The sequence below is a fragment of the Arthrobacter sp. Leaf337 genome (assembly GCF_001423745.1).
Lineage (GTDB): Bacteria > Actinomycetota > Actinomycetes > Actinomycetales > Micrococcaceae > Arthrobacter.
In genome coordinates this window covers 643,970-660,280 of sequence record NZ_LMPC01000001.1, presented here as the reverse complement: position 1 = coordinate 660,280, position 16,311 = coordinate 643,970, and the positions used below count along the sequence as shown (strand labels likewise).

Below are 16,311 nucleotides of genomic sequence, written 5' to 3'. Positions count from 1 at the left end.
GTACAGGAAACGGCTGCGTAGGGTGGACGGCGACGACAAACGCACAACGGCAGCAAAACACAGGGAGCAGTATCTTGAAAAAAATCCTCGCGATGGCAGCCGTGGCAAGCTTTGCAGGACTCACCGCTTGCAGCGTCTCCACTCCCGCGCCGGAAAGCACGACGTCGTCCAGTGCCGCGGCTTCTCCCGCACCTTCACAGGTATCGCCGTCGCGCCCTTCCGAAGCATCCGATCCCGGAGTTCTCGGCGTGAAAGAGGCCTGTGAGAAGTTCAACTCCCTCTACGTGCAGTACCGGGCGGCCGGGAGGGATTCCAATGCCCAGGAGGACGTCTACCTGGCGGCGGCCGACGCCAAGGACAGAGTGTCCGGAAACCTGAAGGGGCTGTTCACATCGATGGCTGTCCTCGCCCTGGACCAGGCCTCGGAGATCGAAACCGGCGACCCGGTTAGCCAGGCCGCCAAGGACGCCATCCGGGATGCCGTGTTTGCCAACGCCGGCGCCTGCACCGCCGAGGGCGTGACCCTCACGCTGTAGAACCCAACTAGGTGCCTCCGGCAACGGTGCTTGCAATAACCGAGGAAGTGGGGTAGACACGCGCGCCGCTTTGCCGTATCGTAGATATTTGCGTCTTCCCTGTTTACCTTCAGCCTTCATATAGCGGTGGGCTTTGCCTAGCAGCTGTTCCATCGACGTGCCGTCCGAGACGTGCACCAACATGAACAGCCTGGGCCCCGGGTCATATAGCGGAACCGGACTGGTAGCGCTGCGGAGTCATTCTGCAGGGCTTGCAACGGGGGAGATCTGAAAACGCCTGAAGGTCTGTGGAAGGATCCCTCTTGGTCGCCTCGAGCACCTCTAATGTAAACAACGCTACCGCTATCAATGCCGACAGCACCGATGGTGCCACTCGCCGGCTCTCATTCGCAAAGATTCACGAACCTCTTGACGTTCCGAATCTGCTTGCCCTGCAAACGGACAGCTTCGACTGGCTGGTCGGAAACGAACGCTGGCAGGCACGCGTTGCGAAGGCCGTCGAAGAAGGCGACCTCAGCGTCGCCACTAGCTCCGGTCTGTCTGACATCTTTGAAGAGATCTCCCCGATCGAGGATTTCCAGGGCACCATGTCCCTGAGCTTCTCCGACCCGGAGTTCGCTGATCCCAAATACACCATGGCCGAGTGCAAGGACCGGGACGCTACGTACTCGGCTCCGCTGTACGTTAAAGCCGAATTCATGAACAACAACACGGGCGAAATCAAGCAGCAGACCGTGTTCATGGGTGACTTCCCGCTGATGACCGAGAAGGGCACCTTCGTCGTCAACGGCACCGAGCGTGTCGTTGTCTCCCAGCTGGTCCGTTCCCCGGGCGCCTACTTCGAGCGCACCGCTGACAAAACCAGCGACAAGGACATCTTCACTGCGAAGATCATCCCGTCCCGCGGTGCCTGGTTCGAGCTCGAGATCGACAAGCGCGACCAGGTCGGCGTTCGCCTTGACCGCAAGCGCAAGCAGTCCGTCACGGTGCTGCTGAAAGCCCTCGGCTGGACCGAAGGCCAGATCCTCGAAGAGTTCGGCCAGTACGACTCCATGCGCGCAACGCTGGAGAAGGACGCCACGGAAACCCGCGAAGACGCCTTGCTGGACATCTACCGGAAGCTGCGACCGGGCGAGCCGCCCACCGTCGAGGCTGCCCAGTCCCTGCTGGACAACCTGTACTTCAACTCCAAGCGCTACGATCTGGCCAAGGTCGGCCGTTACAAGATCAACCGCAAGCTTGGCATCGACCGCTCCCTTGGCGACAAGGAAGCTTCGGTCCTGCACGTTGAAGACATCGTTGCGATGATCAAGTTCCTGGTTGCACTGCACGCCGGCGAGAAGACCCTCACGGGCAAGCGCGACGGCCAGGACCACGAGCTGCGCGTCGAGATCGATGACATCGACCACTTCGGCAACCGCCGCATCCGCGCCGTCGGCGAGCTCATCGAGAACCAGGTCCGCACCGGCCTGTCCCGTATGGAGCGCGTCGTCCGCGAGCGTATGACCACGCAGGACGTCGAGGCGATCACGCCGCAGACACTGATCAACATCCGCCCCGTTGTGGCAGCCATCAAGGAGTTCTTCGGAACTTCCCAGCTGTCCCAGTTCATGGACCAGAACAACCCGCTGTCGGGTCTGACCCACAAGCGCCGTCTGTCCGCGCTTGGCCCGGGTGGTCTGTCCCGTGACCGTGCAGGCATGGAAGTCCGAGACGTTCACCCGTCCCACTACGGACGTATGTGCCCCATCGAAACCCCTGAAGGCCCGAACATTGGTCTGATCGGTTCGCTGGCTTCCTACGGCCGCATCAACCCGTTCGGCTTCATCGAGACGCCTTACCGCCTCGTGTCCGAAGGTGTCGTTTCCGATGAGGTCCAGTACCTGACGGCCGACGACGAAGCAGAGGTCCTGATCGCACAGGCCAACGCTCCGCTGGACGAGAACAAGAAGTTCGCCGAAGAGACCGTCCTGGTCCGTGCCCGTGGTGGTGGAGGCGAGCCCGTGCTCGTTCCCGCCGCCGAGGTCGAGTTTATGGACGTTTCCCCGCGCCAGATGGTGTCCGTGGCTACGGCGCTGATCCCGTTCCTCGAGCATGACGATGCTAACCGCGCACTCATGGGTGCCAACATGCAGCGCCAGGCTGTGCCGCTGGTCCGTTCCGAGGCGCCGTTCGTCGGCACCGGCATGGAGCGCGCCGCTGCTGTCGACGCCGGTGACGTTGTCATCGCGAAGAAGGCCGGTGTGGTCACCGAGGTGTCCGCTGAACTCGTCATCATGCTCAACGACGACGGCACGGAAACCAACTACCGCATCAACAAGTTCGCCCGTTCCAACCAGGGCAACTGCTACAACCACCGTGTCCTGGTGAGCGAAGGCCAGCGCCTGGAGGTCGGCGGCATCATCGCTGACGGCCCGGCAACGGACCAGGGTGAACTCGCCCTCGGTAAGAACCTGCTCGTGGCATTCATGTCATGGGAAGGCCACAACTTCGAGGACGCCATCATCCTCTCGCAGCGCATCGTTGCCGAGGACGTCCTTTCCTCCATCCACATCGAGGAGCACGAGATCGATGCCCGCGACACCAAGCTTGGTGCCGAGGAAATCACCCGTGACATCCCCAACGTGTCCGAGGAAGTCCTTGCAGGCCTGGACGAGCGCGGCATCATCCACATCGGTGCCGAAGTTGAAGCCGGCGACATCCTGGTCGGAAAGGTCACCCCGAAGGGTGAAACCGAACTGACCCCGGAAGAGCGCCTGCTGCGCGCCATCTTCGGCGAGAAGTCCCGCGAAGTCCGCGACACGTCCCTGAAGGTTCCGCACGGCGAGTCCGGCACCGTCATCGGCGTCCGCGTCTTCGACCGCGACAACGACGACGAACTGCCCCCGGGCGTCAACCAGCTGGTCCGCGTCTACGTGGCCGCCAAGCGCAAGATCACCGACGGCGACAAGCTCGCCGGCCGTCACGGCAACAAGGGCGTTATCTCCAAGATCCTTCCGATCGAGGACATGCCCTTCCTTGCCGACGGCACCCCCGTTGATATCGTCCTGAACCCGCTGGGTGTTCCGGGCCGTATGAACGTCGGCCAGGTGCTCGAAACGCACCTCGGCTGGGTTGCCAAGACCGGTTGGAAGATCGAAGGCGAGCCCGAGTGGGTCAAGCAGCTGCCGAACCTGCCGCGCGAGAGTGGTTCAACCACTGTTGCAACGCCGGTCTTCGACGGTGCGCGTGAAGAAGAAATCACGGGCCTGCTCGACTCCACCAACGTGACCCGCGACGGCGACCGCCTGATCAACTCCTCGGGCAAGACCCGCCTGTTTGACGGCCGCTCCGGCGAGCCGTTCCCGGATCCGATCTCGGTCGGCTACATGTACATCCTGAAGCTCCACCACCTGGTGGACGACAAGATCCACGCGCGCTCCACCGGCCCGTACTCCATGATCACGCAGCAGCCGCTGGGTGGTAAGGCACAGTTCGGTGGCCAGCGCTTCGGTGAAATGGAAGTGTGGGCGCTCGAAGCTTACGGCGCCGCGTACACTCTCCAGGAACTCCTCACGATCAAGTCGGATGATATCCACGGTCGTGTGAAGGTCTACGAAGCCATCGTCAAGGGCGAGAACATCCCCGAGCCGGGCGTTCCTGAGTCCTTCAAGGTCTTGATCAAGGAAATGCAGTCGCTGTGCCTGAACGTGGAAGTGCTTTCCACGGACGGAACCACAATTGAAATGCGTGACTCTGATGACGCAGTCTTCACGGCTGCGGAAGAACTGGGCATCGATCTGTCTCGTGCAGAGCCCAGTTCCGTAGAAGAGGTCTAGCAGTACGACGGCGGGTGACTGCCCGCCGTCGTACTCCCTCTTCCCGTAACCCAAGACTTCAGAATTTAGAGAACAAGAGAGAACAGGGACCATATGTCCAGCGAATCCTCCTTCGGCCTCATGCAGATCGGCCTCGCCACCGCGGAAGACATCCGTGGCTGGTCTTACGGCGAGGTTAAGAAGCCGGAAACCATCAACTACCGCACGCTCAAGCCCGAGAAGGACGGCCTCTTCTGCGAGAAGATCTTCGGCCCGTCCCGCGACTGGGAATGCTACTGCGGCAAGTACAAGCGCGTGCGCTTCAAGGGCATCATCTGCGAGCGGTGTGGCGTTGAAGTCACCCGCGCCAAGGTCCGCCGTGAGCGCATGGGCCACATCGAGCTGGCCGCACCGGTCACGCACATCTGGTACTTCAAGGGTGTTCCGTCCCGCCTGGGCTACCTCCTTGACCTTGCACCGAAGGACCTCGAAAAGGTCATCTACTTCGCTGCCTACATGATCACGAGCGTCGACACCGACAGCCGCCACGAAGAACTGCCCAACCTCCAGGTTGAGCACGACATCGAGAAGAAGCAGCTGGTCGACAACCGCGACTCGGACATCGCCACGATCGCCCGCGACCTCGAGAACGAGCTTGCCCGTCTCGAAGGCGAAGGCGCCAAGGCTGCCGACAAGAAGAAGGCCCGCGACTCCGCGGACCGTCAGATGGCCAACGTGCGTAAGCGTGCCGACGCCGACATCGAGCGCCTTGAGCAGGTCTGGGACCGTTTCAAGAACCTGAAGGTCGCAGACCTCGAAGGCGATGAAGGCCTCTACCGCGAACTGCGTGACCGCTACGGCATGTACTTCGAAGGCTCCATGGGTGCCGAAGCCATCAAGAAGCGTCTTGAGAACTTCGACATGCAGGCCGAGTCGGACCTCCTGCGCGACATCATTGCCAACGGCAAGGGCCAGCGCAAGACCCGTGCCCTGAAGCGCCTGAAGGTGGTCAACGCATTCCTGACCACCAACAACAGCCCGCTCGGCATGGTGCTGGACGCCGTCCCGGTGATCCCGCCGGAACTGCGCCCGATGGTCCAGCTGGACGGTGGCCGCTTCGCGACCTCCGACCTCAACGACCTCTACCGTCGTGTGATCAACCGCAACAACCGACTCAAGCGCCTGCTTGACCTCGGTGCTCCGGAGATCATCGTCAACAACGAGAAGCGCATGCTTCAGGAAGCTGTTGACAGCCTCTTCGACAACGGCCGACGTGGCCGTCCGGTAACGGGTCCGGGCAACCGTCCGCTGAAGTCCCTGAGCGACATGCTCAAGGGCAAGCAGGGTCGTTTCCGCCAGAACCTGCTCGGCAAGCGCGTTGACTACTCCGGCCGTTCGGTCATCGTCGTCGGCCCGCAGCTGAAGCTGCACCAGTGTGGTCTGCCCAAGCAGATGGCCCTGGAGCTCTTCAAGCCGTTCGTGATGAAGCGCCTGGTTGACCTCAACCACGCCCAGAACATCAAGTCGGCAAAGCGCATGGTCGAGCGTTACCGTCCGCAGGTTTGGGACGTGCTGGAAGAGATCATCACCGAACACCCGGTGCTGCTCAACCGTGCACCTACCCTGCACCGCCTCGGCATCCAGGCCTTCGAACCGCAGCTTGTGGAAGGCAAGGCAATCCAGCTTCACCCGCTGGTTTGTGGCGCCTTCAACGCTGACTTCGACGGCGACCAGATGGCAGTCCACCTGCCGCTGAGCCCCGAAGCCCAGGCTGAAGCCCGCATCCTGATGCTGTCCTCCAACAACATCCTGAAGCCGTCTGACGGCCGCCCGGTGACCCTTCCTTCGCAGGATATGATCATCGGCCTCTACCACCTGACCACCAAGCGTGTCGGTTCAGCTGGCGAAGGCCGCATCTTCTCCTCGGTTTCGGAAGCCATCATGGCGTTCGACCTGCACGAGCTGCACCTGAACTCCCAAGTCAAGATCCGTCTTGAGGGCTTTGTTCCTTACGCCGGCTGGGAAGCTCCGGAAGGCTGGGAGCCGGGTCAGACCGCGCTCGTCCAGACCTCCCTGGGCCAGGTCATCTTCAACCAGACCCTCCCCGAGGACTACCCGTGGGTTGAGGCTGTTGCCGACAAGGGCGAACTGTCCCGCATCGTCAACGACCTCGCCGAGCGTTACCCGAAGGTTGTTACCGCGGCAACGCTGGACAACCTGAAGGATGCCGGTTTCTACTGGGCCACCCGCTCAGGCGTTACCGTCGCCATCTCCGACATCGAGGTTCCGGCCGAGAAGCCGGTCATCCTCGCCGGTTACGAAGAGCGGGCTGCCAAGATCCAGGGACAGTACGACAAGGGCCTGATCGACGACGACGAGCGTCGCCAGGAACTGATCGAGATCTGGAACAAGGCAACCAACGAAATCGCACAGGTCATGCGTGACAACCTGTCGCCGATGAACACCATCAACCGCATGGTTTCCTCCGGTGCACGTGGTAACTGGATGCAGGTCCGTCAGATCGCGGGTATCCGTGGCCTGGTGGCCAACCCTAAGGGTGAGATCATCCCGCGTCCGATCAAGTCCTCCTACCGCGAGGGCTTGTCGGTGCTGGAATACTTCATCGCCACGCACGGTGCCCGTAAGGGTCTGGCTGACACCGCGCTGCGTACCGCCAACTCGGGTTACCTGACCCGTCGTCTGGTGGACGTCTCGCAGGACGTCATCGTCCGTGAAGAGGACTGCGGCACCGAACGCGGCCTCGTCACCCCGATTGCCGTGGCTGATGCCAACGGTGAGCTGGTGCTGGACGAGAACGTTGAGAACAGCGCGTACGCCCGTACCCTGGCCGTGGATGTCGTTGACTCCAAGGGCAAGGTCCTGGCTGCCGGCGGCACCGACTGCGGCGACGTCGTCATTGCCGAACTGTTCGCAGCCGGCATCACCGAGGTCAAGGTCCGCTCCGTACTCACCTGTGAGTCCAGCGTCGGCACCTGCGCCCTGTGCTACGGCCGTTCGCTGGCCACCGGCAAGACCGTGGACATCGGTGAGGCAGTGGGCATCATCGCCGCACAGTCCATCGGTGAGCCCGGTACCCAGCTGACCATGCGTACGTTCCACACCGGTGGTGCTGTTTCCGCCAGCGGCGGCGACGACATCACCCAGGGTCTGCCCCGTATCCAGGAGCTTTTCGAAGCACGTACTCCGAAGGGTGTCGCACCGATTGCAGAAGCAGCCGGCCGCATCGCCATCGAAGAGTCCGAGCGCCAGATGCGCCTGGTCATCACTCCGGACGACGGCAGTGAAGAGATCGCTTACCCGGTCCTTCGCCGCTCACGCCTCCTGATTGAAGACGGCCAGCACGTCGCGGTGGGCCAGAAGCTCATCAACGGTCCGGTCGACCCCAAGCAGGTTCTGCGCATCATGGGCCCCCGTGCTGCACAGAAGTTCCTGGTGGACGAGGTCCAGGGCGTGTACCGCAGCCAGGGCATCGGCATCCACGACAAGCACGTCGAGGTTATCGTCCGCCAGATGCTGCGCCGCGTCACGGTCATCGAATCGGGTGAATCCGACCTGCTCCCCGGTGAGCTGGCGGAGCGCAGCCGCTTCGAAGACGCCAACCGCCGCGTGGTGTCCGAGGGCAAGACTCCGGCTTCCGGACGTCCTGAGCTCATGGGTATCACCAAGGCATCCCTGGCCACCGAGTCCTGGCTGTCGGCAGCTTCCTTCCAGGAGACCACCCGCGTCCTGACGCAGGCGGCCATGGAAGGCAAGAGCGACCCGCTGCTCGGCCTCAAGGAAAACGTCATCATCGGTAAGCTCATCCCCGCCGGCACGGGTCTCCCGCGCTACACGGAGGTCACGGTGGAGCCGACTGAAGAAGCAAAGGCAAACCTGTTCACAGGTCCCAGCGCATTCAGCGACTTCTCCTATGACACCCTGGGCGGCGACGGAGCTCCCGAGTTCCACGCGATCCCGCTGGATGACTACGATCTCGGCAGCGACTTCCGCTAGCCGGCAGTCATAGCCTGATCAAGGGATGGTCCCGCACCGCAAGGTGGGGGACCATCCCCGTTTAACCCGCCGATTAAGGCTTGGCGGCCGTCCATGTTAGACTGGATACCAATTGTTATTGTGGCAGTGGATGAGTGCGCCGGCTGAGCTGAAAGGCTAAGCCAGAGCGACGTTTCCGGTTTGCAGGGTTCTTGTGCAACGTATGCCACATTTTTGCATGCCTAGGGACCGATCAGGACGCAAGTCCGGGTCCCGGTCTGCGATCCGACTATTAAGGCTTCGCCTCAGCTGCTCTGGAGATTCTTCAAAGCTCGGGCGGCGGGGCAAAGCAAAAGGAGAGCGGCTGTCAGCGGCCGCTCCGGATAAAACGGAGAACACGAGAGTGCCTACGATTAACCAGTTGGTCCGTAAGGGCCGCACGCCTAAGGTCTCAAAGACCAAGGCTCCCGCGCTTAAGGGCAGCCCGATGCGCCGCGGTGTTTGCACCCGCGTCTACACCACCACCCCGAAGAAGCCGAACTCGGCTCTGCGTAAGGTTGCACGCGTGCGCCTTAACGGTGGCGTTGAGGTTACCGCTTACATCCCCGGTGTAGGCCACAACCTCCAGGAGCACTCCATTGTGCTCGTCCGTGGCGGTCGTGTGAAGGACCTCCCGGGTGTCCGTTACAAGATCGTCCGTGGCGCCCTCGATACCCAGGGTGTGAAGAACCGTAAGCAGGCCCGCAGCCGCTACGGCGCAAAGATGGAGAAGAAGTAATATGCCTCGCAAGGGTCCGGCCCCCAAGCGGCCGCTAGTACTAGATCCCGTTTACGGCTCCCCGCTGGTCACCCAGCTGATCAACAAGGTGCTGGTAGACGGCAAGAAGTCCACCGCTGAGCGCATCGTTTACGGTGCCCTCGAAGGCGCCCGCGCCAAGTCCGGCGGCGACCCCGTAGCAGCACTCAAGAAGGCCATGGACAACGTCAAGCCTTCCCTTGAGGTCCGCTCACGCCGCGTCGGTGGCGCAACCTACCAGGTTCCGGTTGAGGTCAAGCCGGGCCGCTCCACGGCACTTGCCCTTCGCTGGCTGGTTGGCTACTCCAAGGCCCGCCGCGAAAAGACGATGACCGAGCGTCTCCAGAACGAAATCCTGGATGCCTCGAACGGTCTCGGTGCCGCTGTGAAGCGTCGCGAAGACACCCACAAGATGGCCGAGTCCAACAAGGCCTTCGCACACTACCGCTGGTAATACTTCCCGGACGCCGCCGGCTCACTCGAGCCGGCGGCGAACGTGCAGTCCATCCGAAAGGGAGACACCGTGGCACAGGACGTGCTTACCGACCTTAGTAAGGTCCGCAATATCGGCATCATGGCCCACATTGATGCCGGCAAGACCACCACCACCGAGCGCATTCTGTTCTACACAGGTGTGAACCACAAGATCGGCGAAACGCACGACGGCGCTTCGACCACCGACTGGATGGAACAGGAAAAGGAACGCGGCATCACCATCACGTCTGCCGCCGTGACCTGCTTCTGGGAAAACAACCAGATCAACATCATCGACACCCCCGGCCACGTGGACTTCACGGTTGAGGTTGAGCGCTCCCTGCGCGTCCTCGACGGTGCAGTTGCCGTGTTCGACGGCAAGGAAGGCGTGGAGCCGCAGTCCGAGACTGTCTGGCGCCAGGCTGACAAGTACAACGTCCCGCGTATCTGCTTCGTCAACAAGATGGACAAGCTGGGCGCTGACTTCTACTTCACCGTAGACACCATCATCAGCCGCCTCGGTGCCAAGCCGCTCGTCATGCAGCTGCCGATCGGTTCCGAGAACGACTTCATCGGCGTCGTCGACCTGCTCTACATGCGCGCACTGGTTTGGCCCGGCGATGCCAAGGGCGACGTCACCATGGGTGCCAAGTACGAGATCCGCGAGATCCCGGCTGACCTCAAGGAAAAGGCCGAAGAGTACCGCGCAACGCTCATTGAGACTGTTGCAGAGGCCTCCGAAGAACTCATGGAGAAGTACCTTGAGGGCGAAGAGATCTCCATCGACGAGCTCAAGGCCGGCATCCGCAAGATGACGATCAACTCGGAGATCTACCCGGTCTTCTGTGGTTCCGCATTCAAGAACCGTGGCGTTCAGCCGATGCTGGATGCCGTGGTTGACTACCTGCCGAACCCGCTCGACGTCCCTCCGATGATCGGTCACGATCCTCGCGACGAAGAGAAGGAACTCACTCGCAAGCCGTCCTCTGAAGAGCCGTTCTCCGCACTGGCATTCAAGATCGCCGCGCACCCGTTCTTCGGCCAGCTCACCTTCATCCGCGTGTACTCCGGTCACGTGGAAGCAGGCGCTCAGGTGGTCAACTCCACCAAGGGCAAGAAGGAGCGCATCGGCAAGCTGTTCCAGATGCACGCCAACAAGGAAATGCCCGTTGAGGGCGCTACCGCCGGCCACATCTACGCAGCCATCGGTCTGAAGGACACCACCACGGGTGACACCCTGTGCGATTCCGCCAACCAGATCGTCCTCGAGTCCATGAGCTTCCCGGAGCCCGTGATCTCGGTTGCTATCGAGCCGAACACCAAGGGTGACCAGGAGAAGCTCTCCACGGCCATCCAGAAGCTCTCCGCTGAGGACCCGACCTTCCAGGTCTCCCTCAACGAAGACACCGGTCAGACCATCATCGCCGGCATGGGCGAGCTTCACCTGGACATCCTGGTGGACCGCATGCGCCGCGAATTCAAGGTCGAGGCAAACGTTGGCAAGCCGCAGGTTGCTTACCGCGAAACCATCAAGCGTGCTGTAGAGCGTCACGACTACACGCACAAGAAGCAGACCGGTGGTTCGGGCCAGTTCGCAAAGATCCAGATCGCGATCGAGCCGCTGGACACGTCCGAAGGCGAGATGTACGAGTTCGAGAACAAGGTCACCGGTGGCCGCGTTCCGCGCGAATACATCCCGTCGGTTGACGCCGGTATCCAGGATGCACTGAACGACGGCGTCCTGGCCGGTTACCCGGTTGTCGGCATCAAGGCCACGCTGATTGACGGCGCGTACCACGATGTTGACTCCTCGGAAATGGCGTTCAAGATCGCCGGCCGTATGGCTTTCAAGGAAGCCGCACGCAAGGCGAACCCTGTCCTGCTCGAACCGCTGATGGATGTCGAGGTCCGCACCCCTGAGGAATACATGGGTGAAGTTATCGGTGACCTCAACTCCCGCCGTGGCCAGATGCAGTCCATGGAAGATGCCCAGGGCGTCAAGGTCATCCGTGCGCACGTCCCGCTGTCCGGCATGTTCGGCTACATCGGTGACCTGCGCTCGAAGACCCAGGGCCGCGCTGTGTACTCCATGACGTTCAACAGCTACGCCGAGGTCCCGAAGGCAGTCGCCGACGAGATCATCCAGAAGAACCGCGGCGAGTAGTCCACTGGACTTTCAAAGCGACAAACTCGGGTGCGTTTCCATTTTCGGAAACTAGCCCTGTGCAGGTGGCCGGCTTCCGGCCATCTGCACGAACAGGCTCGAGGGACTAGTATTAGTTCCTGAATCTGCAATTTCACCAATCCAAAGCCCCCCAAGTAGACTTACTGAAGTTTCGGCCGCGACAAGCGCGACCGGAGGGTAAGTCATTTGAAAACGTTCTAGGAGGAACCTGTGGCAAAGGCAAAGTTCGAGCGGACTAAGCCGCACGTTAACATCGGTACCATTGGTCACGTTGACCACGGTAAGACGACGTTGACGGCCGCCATTTCCAAGGTGCTGTACGACAAGTACCCGACTCTCAACGAGCAGCGCGACTTCGCGTCTATTGACTCTGCTCCCGAAGAGCGTCAGCGCGGCATTACCATCAACATCTCCCACGTTGAGTACCAGACCGAGAAGCGCCACTACGCACACGTAGACGCTCCGGGTCACGCTGACTACATCAAGAACATGATCACCGGTGCTGCGCAGATGGACGGTGCAATCCTCGTGGTTGCCGCCACTGACGGCCCGATGGCCCAGACTCGCGAGCACGTCCTGCTCGCCCGCCAGGTTGGCGTTCCCTACCTGCTGGTTGCACTGAACAAGTCGGACATGGTCGATGACGAAGAGCTCCTCGACCTCGTCGAAATGGAAGTTCGCGAGCTGCTTTCGGCTCAGGGCTTCGATGGCGATGAGGCTCCGGTTGTTCGCGTTTCCGGTCTGAAGGCACTCGAAGGCGACCCGGTTTGGGTCAAGTCCGTCGAGGACCTCATGGAAGCTGTCGACGAGTCCGTTCCGGACCCCGTACGTGACCGTGACAAGCCGTTCCTCATGCCGATCGAAGACGTCTTCACGATCACCGGCCGTGGCACCGTTGTAACGGGCCGCGCCGAGCGTGGAACCCTCGCGATCAACTCTGAGGTCGAGATCGTCGGCATCCGTCCGGTCCAGAAGACCACGGTTACCGGTATCGAGATGTTCCACAAGCAGCTCGACGAAGCATGGGCCGGCGAGAACTGTGGCCTGCTGCTCCGCGGTCTGAAGCGTGATGACGTAGAGCGTGGCCAGGTTGTCGTCAAGCCGGGTTCAATCACCCCGCACACCGACTTCGAGGCTAACGTCTACATCCTCTCCAAGGACGAAGGCGGACGTCACAACCCGTTCTACTCCAACTACCGCCCGCAGTTCTACTTCCGCACCACGGACGTAACCGGCGTTATCACCCTGCCGGAAGGCACGGAAATGGTTATGCCTGGCGACAACACTGAGATGACCGTTGCGCTCATCCAGCCCATCGCTATGGAAGAGGGCCTCGGCTTCGCTATCCGCGAAGGCGGCCGCACCGTTGGTTCGGGACGCGTCACCAAGATCATCAAGTAGTAATACTGGATGATCAGGGATCGGAAGGCCTGACGGCCGTCTGAGACTTATCAACAGCCCCGCTGCGTATTTACGCGGCGGGGCTGTTTTTTGCCCCCATGACGTTGCCGCGGCAGCCCGACGGACCGTTCGTCGTCCGGCCTTGGTAGGGTTGCTGACAACGAAAGGACAGCATCATGGAATGGTTAATTTTCCTTCTGGTCGCCGCGGCGGTCGTGGCCGGCGTGTTTTGGGCGAAGAAGCACTTCCGCCAGGAAATCGAGCGGGCAAAGCGCATCAACCGGGCCAACAAGAACAAGTAGGCCTGAACTCAGGCCTTTCGCGCCCTGCTGAGAGCCTGGAACCAGTAGAAGGATTCCTTGGGCGTACGCTCCAGCGTGTCAAAATCCACGTGGACCAGCCCGAATCGCTGTGAGTAGCCGGCGGCCCACTCAAAGTTGTCCAGCAAAGTCCACACGTAGTAGCCCAGCAGTTTTACGTCCTCGGCGAGGCCGCCGGGTGCCGTGGCGGCCAGTGCATGGTTCAGGTGGCCGGCCAGGTAGTCGATCCGGTTGGTGTCCGGAATGGGACCGGAGACATGTTCCGGTTCCGGGAAACTTGCGCCGCTCTCGGTGATGTACAGCGGGGGCAGGGCGTCGCCGTACCGGTCCTTCATCTCGCGCAGCAGCACGCCGATGTGGTCGGGGGCCACGGGCCAGCCGAAGCCGGTCAGGTCATACTCGGGGAACGCCGCCAAATGGAAGGGCACCCGGGCCATCGCTTCGGCCGTGCCGGCAGGGCTGTCGGCCGGCCCCCGTCCCGTGGCGACCTTGACCGGGTAGTAGTAGTTGAGGCCGTAGAAGTCGATGGGCTGGTGGATGTTCCTGAGGTCCGCATCCTTGGCCCCGGACAGGATCCGGAACCACGGCCTGGCGAGCAGCGGCGGCTTCGGATACTTGCCCAGAAGGATGGGGTCGGCATACACCCGGTTCAGCATCAGGTCGAAAACCTTGGCCAGCAGCCTGTCGGTGAGCTTGCCCGACGCCGGACGCACCGGGGAGTGCAGGTTGGTTACCCCGACGGTCCCCGCAACACCGGCTGCGCGCAGGGCCTGCACGGCAAGTCCGTGGCCCAGCAACTGGTGGTGCACTGCCGGCAGTGCATCAAAGAGCAGGTCGTGGCCGGGAGCATGCACACCCAGGGCGTAGCCGTTGAGCGTCACGGAAACCGGTTCGTTCAGCGTGACCCATTGCGCCACGCGATCCCCGTACCGTTCACCGGCCGCGGCGCTGTATTCGGCGAAGCGTTCCGCCGTTGAGCGGTTCAGCCAACCGCCACTGTGCTCCAGCGGCAGGGGAGTGTCCCAGTGGTACAGAGTGGCCATCGGTGAGATGCCGGCGTCGAGCAGCTGATCGATCAGCCGGTCATAGAAGTCCAGTCCCTGGCTGTTGAAGGCGCCGCGGCCGTCAGGCTGGATCCGGGGCCAGGAAATGGAGAAGCGGTAGGAGTCAATGCCCAGGTCACGCATCAGGGCGACGTCTTCGCCTGATCGGTTGTAATGGTCGCAGGCGACGGCAGGGGAGTGGCCGTCCATGATGCTGCCAGGTTTCTCGGCGAAGGCGTCCCAGCCGGAGGGTCCGCGCCCGTCGGCCTTGAGGGATCCTTCAATTTGGAACGCGGCTGCGGCTACACCCAGAACGAAATCCGGGTCCAGCCGCTCGGCCAGGCTCTGCAACGCCGCAGAGTTCTGCACAGTCATGCCCCTATCATCCATTCGACGGTTGCTGAAGGCAATGACCCGGGAGGCGGGGAGCGCACCCTGCCTTGGATAGCGTGATTCGCTTCTGCCCGCAAAATCCGGCATACTAGATGAGTTGTTCAAGCGCTCCTTCGCGTCCCGATCCGGATAATGCCGGGTGTCAGGGTCCAAGTAGGAGCCCAAACATAACCCACTCCCCATGGAACTGCGGACGAGTACGCGTGCACAGCGCGACACGCCCGACCGCGGGGGTCGGTTACGCCGGCAGGTTGAGGAACCCGGATTCTTCCGGATTCAGCTTGTGCGGCGGGTGGTAGTTACGACTTCGAATGCTTCGGCAGCCACACAACGCGTAAGTAAACAGGGCAGCCCCAAACAGGGGAAGCACAGACTGAAAGAGAGTCAGGCGACATGGCGGGACAAAAAATCCGCATCCGGCTGAAGTCATATGACCACGAGGTCATTGACGTTTCAGCACGGAAGATCGTTGAGACGGTCACGCGCGCAGGCGCAACGGTAGTTGGCCCCGTGCCGCTGCCGACGGAGAAGAACGTGTACTGCGTTATCCGCTCTCCGCACAAGTACAAGGACAGCCGCGAGCACTTTGAAATGCGCACGCACAAGCGTCTGATCGACATCATCGACCCCACGCCGAAGGCTGTTGACTCGCTTATGCGTCTCGACCTGCCCGCCGACGTGAACATCGAAATCAAGCTGTAGGGAGGTGCTGAGAGACTATGACCGCAACCCGTAACGTAAAGGGCCTGCTGGGCACGAAGCTCGGCATGACCCAGGTCTGGGACGAGAACAACAAGCTCATCCCCGTCACTGTTGTCCAGGCTGACTCAAACGTCATCACCCAGCTGCGTAACGCAGACGTTGATGGCTACGTCGCCGTTCAGATCGGCTACGGCCAGATCGATCCCCGCAAGGTCACCAAGCCGCTGGCTGGTCACTTTGAAAAGGCAGGCGTCACGCCTCGCCGCCACGTTGTCGAACTTCGTACCGCAGATGCTGCTGAGTACGAGCTGGGCCAGGAGCTCTCTGTTGAGGTCTTCGAAGCCGGACAGAAGATCGACGTCGTTGGCACCACCAAGGGTAAGGGCTTCGCCGGTGTTATGAAGCGTCACGGCTTCCACGGCGTTGGAGCTTCCCACGGTGCACACAAGAACCACCGTAAGCCCGGTTCAATCGGTGGCGCATCCACCCCGAGCCGCGTCTTCAAGGGCATGAAAATGGCCGGCCGTATGGGCGCCGTTCGTCACACCACGCTGAACCTCACGGTTCACGCAGTTGACGTCGAGAAGTCGCTGCTCCTCATCAAGGGCGCCGTTCCCGGCGCCCGCGGCCAGGTCGTCCTCGTACGCACCGCCGTGAAGGGAGCCTAGTTC

At 61.7% G+C, this 16,311-nt stretch carries 11 protein-coding genes; 10 read left to right on the top strand and 1 reads right to left on the bottom strand.

Annotated features, from left to right (window positions below):
* Positions 1-74 precede the first annotated feature (74 nt).
* The 8 genes from ASF98_RS02985 to ASF98_RS24985 all read left to right on the top strand — a co-directional run bounded on the left by ASF98_RS02985 (position 75) and on the right by ASF98_RS24985 (position 13,484).
* The gene (locus ASF98_RS02985; protein WP_055797153.1) at positions 75-536 is read left to right on the top strand and encodes a hypothetical protein; all 462 of its coding nucleotides are present in this window, start codon (positions 75-77) and stop codon (positions 534-536) included.
* Positions 537-838: 302 nt separating this feature from the next.
* On the top strand, positions 839-4,354 hold the full coding sequence (rpoB, locus tag ASF98_RS02980; RefSeq protein ID WP_028269585.1) for a DNA-directed RNA polymerase subunit beta: 3,516 nt from the start codon (positions 839-841) through the stop codon (positions 4,352-4,354).
* Positions 4,355-4,447: 93 nt separating this feature from the next.
* Positions 4,448-8,347: a DNA-directed RNA polymerase subunit beta' gene (locus ASF98_RS02975; RefSeq protein WP_011692815.1), complete on the top strand. Its 3,900-nt coding sequence runs from the start codon at positions 4,448-4,450 to the stop codon at positions 8,345-8,347.
* Positions 8,348-8,729: 382 nt separating this feature from the next.
* Positions 8,730-9,104: a 30S ribosomal protein S12 gene (gene rpsL, locus ASF98_RS02970; RefSeq protein WP_009358312.1), complete on the top strand. Its 375-nt coding sequence runs from the start codon at positions 8,730-8,732 to the stop codon at positions 9,102-9,104.
* Between the two features lies 1 nt (position 9,105).
* Entirely contained in the window at positions 9,106-9,576 is a 471-nt protein-coding gene (rpsG, locus tag ASF98_RS02965) for a 30S ribosomal protein S7 (RefSeq protein ID WP_026531948.1), read from the top strand.
* Between the two features lie 69 nt (positions 9,577-9,645).
* Positions 9,646-11,760: an elongation factor G gene (gene fusA / locus ASF98_RS02960; RefSeq protein ID WP_055797150.1), complete on the top strand. Its 2,115-nt coding sequence runs from the start codon at positions 9,646-9,648 to the stop codon at positions 11,758-11,760.
* Positions 11,761-11,991: 231 nt separating this feature from the next.
* Complete coding sequence (gene tuf, locus ASF98_RS02955; protein ID WP_055797147.1) at positions 11,992-13,182, top strand: elongation factor Tu; 1,191 nt, start codon at positions 11,992-11,994, stop codon at positions 13,180-13,182.
* A gap of 176 nt (positions 13,183-13,358) precedes the next feature.
* Complete coding sequence (locus tag ASF98_RS24985) at positions 13,359-13,484, top strand: hypothetical protein (RefSeq protein ID WP_268760402.1); 126 nt, start codon at positions 13,359-13,361, stop codon at positions 13,482-13,484.
* An 8-nt stretch (positions 13,485-13,492) separates the two neighbouring features.
* Here the strand turns inward: ASF98_RS24985 and ASF98_RS02950 are convergent, their stop codons facing one another.
* Positions 13,493-14,920 carry a GH1 family beta-glucosidase gene (locus ASF98_RS02950; protein WP_055797145.1) on the bottom strand — a complete coding sequence of 476 codons (1,428 nt, stop codon included), beginning with the start codon at positions 14,918-14,920 and terminating at the stop codon, positions 13,493-13,495.
* 411 nt (positions 14,921-15,331) lie between these two features.
* Between ASF98_RS02950 and rpsJ the strand changes: the two genes are divergently transcribed.
* Both rpsJ and rplC read left to right on the top strand, forming a co-directional pair.
* Positions 15,332-15,640, top strand: coding sequence for a 30S ribosomal protein S10 (gene rpsJ, locus ASF98_RS02945; protein ID WP_003803825.1), 309 nt, complete (start codon positions 15,332-15,334; stop codon positions 15,638-15,640).
* Between the two features lie 17 nt (positions 15,641-15,657).
* Entirely contained in the window at positions 15,658-16,308 is a 651-nt protein-coding gene (rplC, locus tag ASF98_RS02940; protein ID WP_011692809.1) for a 50S ribosomal protein L3, read from the top strand.
* Positions 16,309-16,311: the final 3 nt, after the last annotated feature.

What these genes read in the sequence shown, in the direction of transcription:
- ASF98_RS02975 (WP_011692815.1), top strand. Translation starts at nt 4,448, where the DNA reads ATGTCCAGCGAATCCTCCTTCGGCCTCATGCAGATCGGCCTCGCCACC.
- rpsG (WP_026531948.1), top strand. Translation starts at nt 9,106, where the DNA reads ATGCCTCGCAAGGGTCCGGCCCCCAAGCGGCCGCTAGTACTAGATCCC.
- ASF98_RS24985 (WP_268760402.1), top strand. Translation starts at nt 13,359, where the DNA reads ATGGAATGGTTAATTTTCCTTCTGGTCGCCGCGGCGGTCGTGGCCGGC.
- ASF98_RS02950 (WP_055797145.1), bottom strand. Translation starts at nt 14,920, where the DNA reads ATGACTGTGCAGAACTCTGCGGCGTTGCAGAGCCTGGCCGAGCGGCTG.
- rpsJ (WP_003803825.1), top strand. Translation starts at nt 15,332, where the DNA reads ATGGCGGGACAAAAAATCCGCATCCGGCTGAAGTCATATGACCACGAG.
- rplC (WP_011692809.1), top strand. Translation starts at nt 15,658, where the DNA reads ATGACCGCAACCCGTAACGTAAAGGGCCTGCTGGGCACGAAGCTCGGC.